At 58.8% G+C, this 11845-nt stretch carries 10 protein-coding genes and 1 pseudogene; 5 read left to right on the forward strand and 6 right to left on the reverse strand.

Annotated elements, in window-relative coordinates; translation table 11 throughout:
• Nucleotides 1–45: 45 nt before the first annotated feature.
• Both PAF20_RS07870 and PAF20_RS07875 read left to right on the forward strand, forming a co-directional pair.
• A complete protein-coding gene (locus PAF20_RS07870) occupies nucleotides 46–786 on the forward strand; it encodes a competence/damage-inducible protein A (RefSeq protein WP_271073147.1) in 741 nt (246 codons plus the stop codon).
• Nucleotides 783–1502 carry a GNAT family N-acetyltransferase gene (locus PAF20_RS07875; protein ID WP_271073148.1) on the forward strand — a complete coding sequence of 240 codons (720 nt, stop codon included), beginning with the start codon at nucleotides 783–785 and terminating at the stop codon, nucleotides 1500–1502. Before PAF20_RS07870 ends, PAF20_RS07875 begins: the two co-directional genes overlap by 4 nt.
• Here the strand turns inward: PAF20_RS07875 and PAF20_RS07880 are convergent.
• From PAF20_RS07880 to PAF20_RS07890, 3 genes are read right to left on the reverse strand one after another with little or no spacing between them, the layout of a single operon-like run.
• Complete coding sequence (locus PAF20_RS07880; RefSeq protein WP_271073149.1) at nucleotides 1493–1882, reverse strand: hypothetical protein; 390 nt, start codon at nucleotides 1880–1882, stop codon at nucleotides 1493–1495. The genes PAF20_RS07875 and PAF20_RS07880 overlap by 10 nt on opposite strands.
• 8 nt (nucleotides 1883–1890) lie before the next feature.
• Nucleotides 1891–2676 carry a DUF6478 family protein gene (locus tag PAF20_RS07885; RefSeq protein WP_271073150.1) on the reverse strand — a complete coding sequence of 262 codons (786 nt, stop codon included), beginning with the start codon at nucleotides 2674–2676 and terminating at the stop codon, nucleotides 1891–1893.
• 25 nt (nucleotides 2677–2701) lie between these two features.
• The gene (locus PAF20_RS07890; RefSeq protein WP_271073151.1) at nucleotides 2702–2827 is read right to left on the reverse strand and encodes a hypothetical protein; all 126 of its coding nucleotides are present in this window, start codon (nucleotides 2825–2827) and stop codon (nucleotides 2702–2704) included.
• A gap of 15 nt (nucleotides 2828–2842) precedes the next feature.
• On the opposite strand from PAF20_RS07890, the gene PAF20_RS07895 reads away from it, so the two are divergent.
• A complete protein-coding gene (locus PAF20_RS07895; protein ID WP_271073152.1) occupies nucleotides 2843–3436 on the forward strand; it encodes a CAP domain-containing protein in 594 nt (197 codons plus the stop codon).
• Between the two features lie 71 nt (nucleotides 3437–3507).
• Here PAF20_RS07895 and cls read toward each other — a convergent pair whose 3' ends face one another.
• Nucleotides 3508–4938, reverse strand: a complete 1431-nt coding sequence (gene cls / locus PAF20_RS07900; protein WP_271073153.1) for a cardiolipin synthase — start codon at nucleotides 4936–4938, stop codon at nucleotides 3508–3510.
• Between the two features lie 96 nt (nucleotides 4939–5034).
• Between cls and accD the strand changes: the two genes are divergently transcribed.
• Both accD and PAF20_RS07910 read left to right on the forward strand, forming a co-directional pair.
• Nucleotides 5035–6003 carry an acetyl-CoA carboxylase, carboxyltransferase subunit beta gene (gene accD / locus PAF20_RS07905; RefSeq protein WP_271073154.1) on the forward strand — a complete coding sequence of 323 codons (969 nt, stop codon included), beginning with the start codon at nucleotides 5035–5037 and terminating at the stop codon, nucleotides 6001–6003.
• Between the two features lie 16 nt (nucleotides 6004–6019).
• A complete protein-coding gene (locus tag PAF20_RS07910; RefSeq protein ID WP_271073155.1) occupies nucleotides 6020–7306 on the forward strand; it encodes a bifunctional folylpolyglutamate synthase/dihydrofolate synthase in 1287 nt (428 codons plus the stop codon).
• 494 nt (nucleotides 7307–7800) lie between these two features.
• On the opposite strand, the pseudogene PAF20_RS07915 reads toward PAF20_RS07910, so the two are convergent.
• Nucleotides 7801–9049, reverse strand: a pseudogene (locus tag PAF20_RS07915) (IS256 family transposase).
• Between the two features lie 933 nt (nucleotides 9050–9982).
• On the reverse strand, nucleotides 9983–11782 hold the full coding sequence (gene lepA / locus PAF20_RS07920) for a translation elongation factor 4 (protein WP_271073156.1): 1800 nt from the start codon (nucleotides 11780–11782) through the stop codon (nucleotides 9983–9985).
• Nucleotides 11783–11845 lie beyond the last annotated feature (63 nt).

An 11845-nucleotide genomic window follows, 5' to 3' on the forward strand; every position in this document is an offset into this window, starting at 1 on the left:
CAGTCCCGGCACGCGCGTAGTGTGGCCGCGTATACGGAGTAACAGATGCAATCCGACAACAAGACAGCCGCAATCCTCGTGATCGGCGACGAAATTCTGTCCGGCCGCACGCGCGAGGGTAACGCACATCACCTCGCCGGCGTCCTGAATGCCGTTGGCATCGACCTGAAGGAAATCCGTGTGGTCGCCGATGAGCAGAACCTGATTGTAGAGGCGATCCGCGCGCTCGACAGTTCTCTGGGCGGGCGCTACGACCTGCTGTTCACCTCTGGCGGTATCGGGCCAACCCATGACGATGTGACGGCGGATTCGGTTGCCGAGGCCTTCGGCGTAGGGATCGAGATGCATGAAGAAGCACTTGCCGCGATGCGAGAGCGTTGGGAAAAACGCGGAGTCCCGGTGACAGGCAACCGCCTGCGCATGGCCCGCGTGCCGCTGACGGCGGAACTTATTACCAACAAGGTCAGCGCGGCCCCTGGCTTCCATATTGGCAATACCTACGTCATGGCGGGTGTGCCAGAGGTCTTCCGGGCCATGGTCGATGCGATTCTGCCAAGCCTGCCAACCGGACGCACTCCGGTAAGCGAATCTCTCGACATCAACCGTGGTGAGTCGGATGTGGCGGATGATCTGAAATCGGTGGCCGACGAATATACGGATTTGTCGCTTGGGTCATATCCCTGGCACCGGGACGGCAGCTACGGGACAGTTCTGGTCGTGCGGGGCCTTGATGGCGCACGCGTGGCGGCGGCAATGGCCGACCTGAAGCAGCGGATCGGCATGTGACAGCTTCCCACGACGACATAGAAAGCGCATTCGAGGCAAGCTGGCCTGCTGCGGACTATGCTGAGGCCGGTGCATTTCGTGTCGGCCGGGGTTTGGGCGGCGGAAAGCGGGTGGCGTCAGCGCGGGCCGTCTCCTCGGACTGGACCGACACCGATATAGACGACGCCATTGAAATTCATCGCCGGTGGAATCAACCGGCGATCTTTCGGGTTCTGGACGGGGAAGACAGGCTGGCTGCGGCTTTGCAATCGCGGGGCTTTCGCGGCCATACCCGAACCAGAATGATGATGGCACCAGTTTCGGCGCTCACCGATCTTGCGGTTCCGCCGGTGACAAGCTTTGCGGTCTGGCCACCATTGGCAATCCAGCACGAGCTTTGGGCCGAGCAGGGCATTGGCCGGGAACGTCAGGCGGTGATGGCGCGGGTTCGGCTTAACAAAGCGGCACTGCTTGGCCGCATAGAGGACCGCGCCGCCGCTGTCGGCTTTATCGCGGCAGCCGGTGATGTCGCTGTTCTGCACGCGCTTGAGGTGCTACCCGCAATGCGTCGCAAGGGACTTGCGGGCTGGATGATGCGTGAGGCGGCGTTCTGGGCAAAAGCAAATGGCGCGAAATCTATGCTGCTTGCCGTGACTGCGGAAAACACGGGCGCTGTGGCCCTGTACCAAAATCTCGGCTTTTCAGGGATCAGCGCCTACCGCTATTTTCAGCCCTGACGCCCCTCTGCACCAAAGCGCCGAAATTCCTTCTTGAGCAGATCAAGCTCTGACCGGATGAGTTCCATCTCTGCCAGCACGTCCTGTTGAAGCGCCTGACCGGCGGATACGACAAGGCTGGCAACCTGCCGCCCCATCGGATCGGCAGGGCTTTCGTCTGAAGCGGACTCGATCAGCAGAAAGGTCGTTACGCCATCGTTTAGCCGATCGACAGGCAGGTTAACCGCCACCTGCCAGACACCCTCGCCCTCCCCCGCTATGCGCGCTTGCCCGACAACATCGCCTTTATGAAACAGGCTGATCGGCTTCGGGGCGTCGCCGCGCCGGATCCGACCCGTCCAGACCCCAGCCTTCAAACCAAGATTCTCAAACTCACTCATCTGCATACCTATACATTCGCACGCAAGTGACGAGAGAAAATCATCTCGCGTATCGAGGCGGCATTCATCACGGGCTTTTCAAAGATCAGGTCCAGCCAGGCCTTATCCAGCCTCTTCTCATTCATTTCGGTAAGCGCCAGATCAAACTCGATCACTTGCGAGTTTGTGTTGCCTGGCTGCAAGCTGCCCAAGTGCCGGATGACTTCTTCGGTATTCGGCCCGCTGCCGATATTCAGGCGGGCATAAACTTCCTGATCGCGCTCCATCCGCACGACAAGCTCAAGCCGGATGATATGCTCGCGGGTCAGACCGTTCAGCACATGTTCCGGCAGGTCTACGGACAGTGACAGAAAGCTGCCGCTGAAATTGAATGTCTCTAGCTGCAAACCAAAAGCCGCAAGGTCTGTCGAATCGACATTACGGATTTGCTTGAAAATCAGCGCACTTGCAGGGCAGTCGTGCCAGATCGCGGCACCCTCGGTCAGCTTCGCACCACTTTGCGGCGCAGCAATGCCATGTTTGCGGATTGCGCCGTCAAGAAACTCTGGACGCCACCGCCAGTCCGTTCCGGCCGGCAGGGGCAAGGTCGCAAGCTCTGCCCGGCTCGCATGGACCCGCTCTGCCGACATCATCAGAAAACGGTCAAGATCTGCGCTCAGCCCGGCCGCATCGGCACGCAGAGCTCGCAGATGCGCGGGGCGCATTGCAGGTGCCTTCTTGCCGATACTGGCCCAGCTTGACGCAGCAATGCGCCGCGCCATCTGATCCAGCCAACTATATGGTCGAAAACCCAAATCCCGCCCTGCCAACAAGAACACTTCAACATTTCTCGGCATAAAGAAGCCGACGACTTGCAGCAAGACGCGTTAAAGCTGTTTTCTTTAAGGCTTTGTTTAGGGTTGGGTCAGTAGCTTCATGGGCGATCGTAATTTCACGAATGTTCATGGAAGGAAAACTCAATTGAAACTTCGAAAAGTTGTCCCGCCATTGGCGGTAATTTTTGCGGTTTCGGGCAGTATTTTCGTGTCCCAGGCCGCATTCGCCGAACTGGTTCCGCGCCCGTCGACAACCTCGCCGCGCCTGCCTTCAGGGGTCGTAAGAATTCAGGGCGGGGGCGAGACCCGAATTTCGCCTGGCGGGGCCGCATCATGTGTACAGACCACCCGGGCAGAGGCCGAAGCAGCGGTTACAGCAACGAATGCCATTCGCGCGCAGCGAAGGCTGAAACCTTTATCCACGAATCTCAAACTGCAACGCGCGGCAGAGGCGCATGCTTGCGAAATGGCACAGCGCGGCATCATGAGCCATCGTGGCAAGGGTGGCAGCGGTCCTGCCGCGCGGGTAAAGCGCAACGGTTTCCGTCCACGGATCACCGCCGAAAACATCGCCGCCGGACGGTTTGATCTGAACCGCGTCATCCATGAATGGGCCAGTTCACGTTACCACCTGTCGAACATAATGCTGAGGCGCGTCACCGAACACGGCATCGGGCACGCGATCGGGGCCGATGGTAAGACGGTGTTCTGGGCGGCAGTTTACGCAAGCGGGCGGTGACGACCGGTATGGGCACAGACCTGGATCCAAGGTCATTTTTGTGCCTGAGCCACTTTCTGGTCGCACGCCCACTAAAGCAGCGGTGTTGCCAGTGCCAAAAGATTGTTGCGAATTCTGCGCCAGAATGACCAGCCCTCAACCTCTTCCACCGTCAGGATGCGGGAACGCTGGATATAACTTTGCTGACGAATATCCAACTGCTCGGTAATTTGGGTGCCGGCCACGACCATGTTCATTTCATAGTTCAGCTCAAAGCTGCGGCGATCAAGGTTGCCGCTGCCGAGCATTGCAAGCCTGCCATCAACCGTCACCAGCTTGGTATGCAACAATCCGGGTTCAAAAAGCCGGATATTCACACCGGCACGCAAGAGACCGAAGTAAAACCCCTCGGACGCGCCCCGAACCAGAAGCGAATCATTTCTCTCCGGCAGGATCAGCGTCACTTCGACGCCACGTCTTGCGCAGGCCTGAATGGCCGTATCCAGAGAGGTCGTGGGAACATAATAGGGCGTGGTGATGCAGACATGCTTGCGTGCGGCCGCAAGCATGGCATGAATGCAGTCTGATACGCTGCCGGCCCGACGGTCGGGCCCAGTCGCAAGAACCTGCGCGACCAGACCCGGCTCCTCCACTGCAGGCACGGTGTTCAGCATCTCCTCACCCAGGTCCTGGCCGGTATAGCTCATCCAATCCGCCAGAAAGACTCCCTGCATCTGGCGAACGACCGGGCCTTCGACCGAAAGCCAGATATCGATCCATGGCGCATATTTCGGCTTCAGGCTGAAGGCTGTATCCGCGGCATTCCGACTGCCGGTAAATCCAATCCCGTTGTCGATCAGCACGATCTTGCGGTGATTGCGCAAATCCAGACGCCGACTTAATGCACGAAGCGGAGAAAAGCCGGTCGGCATCGCCACGACAAGTTCGACACCCGCTTCCTCAAGCGCTCGCCAGGGCGCGCTGCGCGTGAACCTTCGTGATCCTATTGCATCCACGACGGCACGGCAGGCAACGCCGCGACGGGCGGCATCGCAAAGCGCTTGCGCGACCCGTCGTCCGCTTGTGTCATCCAGCCAGATATAGAAAAGCACATGCACATGGTCGCGGGCCGCATCAATGGCGGCAATCATCGCCGTGAAACCATCATCGGTTTCGGCCAGCAACTGCATCCGGTTTCCGGACACCGGAACCATACCCCCGACAGCGCGAACGGTGGAGGTGACACCTGCCAGCCATTCCGGCGGGTCCGCGAGCGCATTCGGACTTGGCGCCCACATACCCGACAGACGTTCCCGGATATCGTTCGCCCTTTGCCGCTCGGCATGGGCGATACGCACTTCGCCAAACAGAAGATAGGCGATGATTCCGGCATAGGGCACCGCTTCGACCACCATGATCCAGGCAATACGAACCGAAGGCTCCATTCTGGGGCGGGTCAGGACCCGCATCACCACGGCCCATGCGACAACGTAATTGATCGCCAGAAATAAGGTGGTCCACATGCCTGCCATCAAAGCCGCGATCATCGGCACACGCAATTGCAATTCGACGCCGCACCCCCTATCTGTGGGCGCGCCCCCGCTCTGGAGCCAATGCAGATGAACTGGATCACAAACTACGTCCGCCCGCGCATCAACTCTTTGTTTTCACGAAGAGAAGTGCCAGAGAACCTTTGGACGAAATGCCCCGAATGCGGGACGATGCTGTTCCATCGCGAATTAGCGGAAAACCTGCAGGTTTGCATGAATTGCGGTCATCATTTGCCGATCCCCCCTCGTGATCGCTTTGCCGCACTGTTCGACACGGGGATATTCAAGGAAGTGGCGGTGCCGGAACCCATCGCCGATCCGCTGCAATTCCGCGACCAGAAGAAGTACCCGGACCGGATGAAGGCGGCCCAGAAGGCGACTGGCGAGAAAGAAGCGATGCTGGTGGCTGAAGGCGAAATCGGGCGGACACCGATCGTGGCAGCGGCGCAGGATTTCGGTTTCATGGCCGGATCTATGGGGATGTATGTCGGCAACGCGATCATCGCGGCGGCCGAACGCGCGGTAGAGCTTCGCCGTCCGCTGGTGCTGTTTTCCGCAGCGGGCGGCGCGCGGATGCAGGAGGGGATCCTGTCCTTGATGCAGATGCCGCGCACCACCGTGGCTATCCAAATGCTGAAAGAGGCGAAGCTGCCCTATATCGTCGTGCTCACCCATCCGACGACAGGGGGCGTGACGGCCAGCTACGCCATGCTGGGCGACGTTCAGATTGCTGAACCGAATGCGCTGATCTGCTTCGCTGGTCCGCGTGTTATCGAACAAACCATTCGTGAGAAGCTGCCAGAGGGCTTCCAGAGGGCGGAATATCTGCTGGAACATGGAATGCTGGATCGCGTCACCAAACGTGGCGACCTGCGTGAGGAATTGATCGTGATTCTGCGCATGATGACAGGCAAGCCACCTGCGGTCATGGGTGAACTGCCGCCCCCTGCCCCTGCGGCGTCCACCGCCGGCGCAACTGCGGAGCCTGCGGCAGCCGACAGCAGTGAAAAACCGGCCACGCCGGTCACGAAAGCCTAGACAAAACGTGGCGGACATGTCTGCGCCCACGGACCATTCCGATGCTATCCTGCAAAGGGTGATGGGGCTTCATCCGAAGATCATCGACCTTTCGCTGGACCGCATGCTGAGGTTGCTTGGCGATCTGGGCAATCCGCAGGACAGATTGCCGCCGGTTATCCATATCGCCGGAACGAACGGCAAAGGCTCAACGCTGGCGATGATCCGCGCCGGACTGGAAACCGCTGGCAAGCGTGTCCACGCCTATACCTCGCCACATCTTGCCCGCTTTCATGAGCGTATTCGGCTGGCCGGCACCCTTATTCCAGAAGCGGAATTGGCCGATATTCTGACCGAGATCGAGGATGTGAATGCAGGCAGGTCGATCACCTTCTTTGAACTGACGACCGCCGCGGCCTTCCTGGCCTTTGAGCGCCAAGAAGCCGATTTCACCCTGCTGGAAGTGGGATTGGGTGGCAGGCTGGATGCAACCAATGTTGTAAGCAGCCCAACTCTGACGATCATCACGCCAGTCAGCATCGACCACACCCAATATCTTGGTGATACGCTGCCCGAGATCGCGGCGGAGAAGGCGGGCATTCTGAAACACGGCGTGCCCTGCATTGTCGGAAAACAGGATGACGCGGCGCTGCAAGTGATTGAGGCTCGCGCAGCGAGACTGTCATCGCCGCTGATTACCGCCGGTCAGCATTGGCACGCCGCTGCCGATGGGGACGGGATGATCTTTCAGGACGAACGAGGGCTTGTCGATTTGCCTCTCCCAACTCTGCGTGGTCCGCACCAGATCGACAACGCCGGGACAGCCATCGCTGCGCTGAGAACGCTTGGCTTCGGCGCAGATGAGGCACTGGGTGCCGTGACACGTGCGGAATGGCCGGCGCGGATGCAGCGCTTGCGGATGGGGCCGCTTGTGGACATCGCGGCCCAGAACGGGTGTGAACTATGGCTGGATGGCGGGCATAATGCCGCCGGTGGTCAGGCGGTTGCGGCGACCCTTGCGGCCATGCCAGAAAGGCCGACGCATCTGATATGCGGCATGTTGAACACGAAAGATGTTGCCGGTTACTTGCGCCCCCTGGCTGCGGTTGCACAGTCGCTGACCGCTGTCTCCATCCCGCAAGAGCTCAACACCCTGCCCGCAAACGAAACCCGCGCCGCCGCCGCTTCGGTCGGACTTCCGGCGTCTGAAGCGGATGATGTCACGCAGGCCGTCCGGCGGCTTGCACAGGAAAATCCCGGTGCGCGACTGCTGATTTGCGGATCGCTTTATCTGGCAGGTCAGGTTTTGCAAGAGAACGGCTGAACAACTCCCGACCTGCGTCGGCAGGATCGCCGATGTGATTTTTCGAGGTGCCGAAGTACGACGTCTTCGGGAATGGCGCCGTTGGACGCCGAGAAATAGCCTCTGCCCCGGAAAGGAAGCCCCAATAGCGCTGAGACCTGCTGACGTGGATTGTTCGTCATAAGCGAGTGGTTGATGATCCGAAGGACCGGCGACGCGTGCCAACCCGATACGACAGATGCCCCAAGGTCTTCCTCTCGGCAATCGAACTCGCCGCAACCGTTATCTGTTGGCTTGAGCCATGGCCCTAGAAGATGCTCTTGGCATGCAATTAGACTGGGGTGGAAAATCTACACCGTTTCAACTTTGCCGACCGGACTTGCGCTCAAGCCGAAATACCCGCAGGCTACGCGATATACTCTTGCTGTCCGAGTGTGTCGAAGGGTTGCCCGTCTTTTCCGAGAGGGCTTATGCGCTCTCCTAAGAGCTATGCCCGAAAGTTGGTGACGGCGTTATCAGGCGGCCGGTTGAAGTTGCTTGATGCCGTCGATGAATGCAATGCCCTGAATGATCTCAGGCATGCGGTTTGATCCGTCGAGTTTTCGCCATTTGCCCTGCGCTGACATCATCAGTTTGAACGCCATTGCCAGCCCGGTTTTGCGGCTCAAGCAGCCCTTGGTTTTGCCGGTTCGGTGACGGACGGTGGCGAAGGTGCTTTCGATGGGGTTGGTTGTCCTGATATGTTTCCAGTGTTCCGCAGGGAAGTCATAGAAAGCAAGTAGCCCCTCGCGGTCCTTGACCAGCTTGGCCACCGCCTTTTCGTATTTCACACCGTAGGTTTCGACGAAGAAGTCGAAGGCAGCGTTGGCCTCGGCCTTCGTCTCCGCCTGCCAGATATCATGCAGATGGCCCTTGGCTTTGGCCTGGACCGACTTGGGCATCGCATTCAGGACATTTCCGGTTTTGTGGAACCAGCAGCGCTGTTCACAGGGGTCTCCAAACACCTCGCGCAGGGCTGCCCAGAACCCGAGTGCGCCGTCGCCAACGGCCAGATCGGGTGCGTGAGAAAGGCCGCGTCGCTTGAGATCGAGGAGCAGCTCACGCCAGCTCTGGGTGCTTTCCCGATAAGCCGTCCGTCAGGCCCAGAATTTCCTTTCGACCCCATTCATCCGCGCCAATGAGAACCAGGACGCATTGTTTCTCTTCCATTCGTGGCTGGAAATACACGCCGTCCGCCCAGACATAGACGATGCGCCGGGCACTGAGGTCGCGTTTCTGCCAACGTGCATAATCCTCCCACCAGTCGGCTTTGAGGCGCGAAATCGTGGTGGATGACAGGCCAGCCGCAGTCGGGCCAAGCAGCGCGGCCAGGGCTTCCTGGAAATCACCCGTGGAAATGCCCTTCAAATAGAGCCAGGGCAGCAATTCCTCGACGGATTTGGCCTTGCGTAGATACGGCGGCAGGATCGACGAGGTGAAGCGCACCTTCTCAGCCTGCTCACCGCGGTCCCGAACGCGCGGCACTTTCACGGCCACAGGGCCGACGCCGGTCATGACCTCGCGCTCTGGCAAGTGGCCATGTCGGACGACCCGAGCATGCCCCATCGGTGTCCTGTCATCGGCAAACTGCGCAAGCAACGCGCCAAGCTCAGCCTCAAGCGCCTGTTCGATCAATTGCCGCGCTCCAGACCGGATCAGGTCGGTGAGCGGATCGGCGGAAAATCCGGATGGATCAGGCAAGCCGGTGATGGTATCTTCTCTCATGTGGCATATCCCTTTCTCTACGAGAATTGACGGCGTCTTGAACACCGCCATGATATGCCGCCCCTCAGGGGCCATCACCAACTTTCAGCTATTCCTCCTACCGCAGCTTAAAACCGACATTATGTGTCAAGGTCTCCCCAGCGGATTGCCATTGTCCAAATCGGATCGCCATGTCCGATTGAAAAATGCCAAAGTCGCTTGCGAAAACGCTATGATGAGTAATTACGGCGCATCGTTAAACATTAAAAGATCGTCTCAGCTAGGCCTCTGTTGCATGCTGCAAGGACCCGATCCATATTCCCGCCACGCCGAGATAGCGCTATGAAACGTTTCAAGGCTTGGCCATTCAGAGCCTCTACAGATTGCATCCAGTTCTGTCAGCTTGAGTTCCCCTACACTTGCTGTCCTTTCTCATGAGGAACGTCTAAGAAGGATGCAGGTGCTGAAGGTACAAATTATCTCAATTATTATATTGAAATGATTGTGCTTTTTTGCCCTCCCGAAGTATCTGCTGGTGCGCAAATCCAAAAAAGGAGAGACGGATCATGCGAACATCAGTAATAGCTCTGTTCTTGATCGGATCTGCAACGCCAACAATCGCTGGCTGCGTAGGACCGGTCATTGGCGGTGTATGCAAGGGCGCGTACGTCAACAGTCAGTCGGTCGGGCAATCTGCTACAGACACTAATGACTATATAGGTTCGTCCGGAAACCGATACCAATACGATTTGAACAACCCGAGCGATCGGATAGAGTATTCTATCGATACGGAGGCCCAACTCAGAGATGCCATAGGCTCAAATATTGGACGCGACTATGACCAGTCTCTTGGACAAAATGGCGGAGGCATCTGGTAGACGGCCCAACACCCACTTGAATATCATATAAGTATGAGAGATGGGCAGAGGTTGCCTTTTTATCTGTGACCTCTGACTACCCATCCATCTTCAACGCCTGAATAAACGCCGTCTGCGGGATCTCTACCTTCCCGAACTGGCGCATTTTCTTCTTACCGGCCTTCTGCTTCTCCAGAAGCTTTTTCTTACGCGTCGCATCACCGCCATAGCACTTTGCGGTCACGTCCTTGCGCATGGCGCTCAGGGTTTCACGCGCGATGACGCGCGAGCCAATCGCCGCCTGAATCGGGATTTTGAACATGTGGCGCGGGATCAGCTCTTTCAGCTTTTCGACCATCACCCGGCCCCGCGATTCCGCGCGGTCGCGGTGGACCATGATCGACAGCGCGTCGACGGGTTCGTCATTCACCAGGATCGACATCTTGACCAGATAATCCTCGCGATATTCGCTGATCTGGTAATCGAATGACGCATAACCCTTGGTCACCGATTTCAGGCGGTCGTAGAAATCGAACACGACTTCCGCCAGCGGCAGGTCATAGACAACCATCGCCCGCTGCCCGGCATAGGTCAGGTCAAGCTGGATGCCGCGCCGGTCCTGGCACAGTTTCAACACATCGCCCAGATATTCGTCCGGAACCATGATCGTGGCCTTGATGCGCGGCTCTTCGATATGATCGACCAGAGTCAGGTCGGGCATATCGGCGGGATTGTGCAATTCCCGCACCTCGCCGTCGCGCATATGCAGGCGGAACACGACCGAGGGCGCGGTGGTGATCAGGTCCAGATCATATTCGCGTTCCAGCCGGTCGCGGATGACCTCCAGATGCAGCAGCCCGAGGAAGCCGCATCGGAAGCCGAAGCCAAGCGCTGCCGAGGTCTCCATCTCATAGCTGAAGCTGGCATCGTTCAGGGCAAGCTTTTCGATGGCGTCGCGCAGGGCCTCGAAATCATTGGCATCGACCGGGAACAGACCGCAGAACACCACCGGCTGCGCGGGTTTGAAGCCCGGCAGGGGTTTTTCGGTAGGCTTTTTCTCGTGGGTGATCGTATCGCCGACGCGGGTGTCGCGGACCTGCTTGATCGACGCGGTAAAGACGCCGATCTCGCCCGGACCAAGTTCGGGGATGTCCTTCATCGCAGGCGTCAGAACGGCCAGCTTGTCCAGCCGATAGGTCGCGCCGGTCTGCATCATCTTGACCTGATCGCCCTTGCGGATGACGCCATCCATGACGCGGATCATCACGACAACGCCCAGATAGGGGTCATACCAGCTGTCCACCAGCATGGCCTTCAACGCCGCATCGCGGTCGCCCTTGGGCGCGGGCAGACGCGTCACGATGGCCTCCAGCACATCGGGAATGCCAAGGCCGGTCTTCGCGGAAATCGGCACCGCGTCGGAGGCATCGATGCCGATCACGTCTTCGATGTTTTCCTTGACGCGGTCGGGCTCTGCCGCCGGCAGGTCGATCTTGTTGAGGACCGGGACGATCTCATGATCCGCATCGATGGCCTGATAGACATTGGCCAGCGTCTGCGCCTCAACCCCCTGCGACGCATCCACCACCAGCAGCGAGCCTTCGACCGCCCGCATCGACCGGCTGACCTCATAGGCGAAATCGACATGGCCGGGCGTGTCGATGAGGTTCAGGATATAGGTCTGCCCGTCTTTCGCGGGATAGGCGATCCGCACGGTGTTGGCCTTGATGGTGATGCCACGTTCACGCTCAATATCCATGCTGTCCAGCAACTGGGCCTTCATGTCGCGCTCAGCGACCGTCCCTGTCAACTGGATCAGCCTGTCGGCCAGCGTGGATTTACCGTGGTCGATATGCGCCACGATGGAGAAATTGCGGATGAGGTTCAGGTCGGTCATGCGCCGCATATACAAGGCCACGCGACCCGCTGGAAGAGGGATTCAGGCGGCACCCCCTTGCGC

It is taken from the genome of Paracoccus albus (genome assembly GCF_027913035.1).
Taxonomy (GTDB): domain Bacteria; phylum Pseudomonadota; class Alphaproteobacteria; order Rhodobacterales; family Rhodobacteraceae; genus Paracoccus; species Paracoccus albus.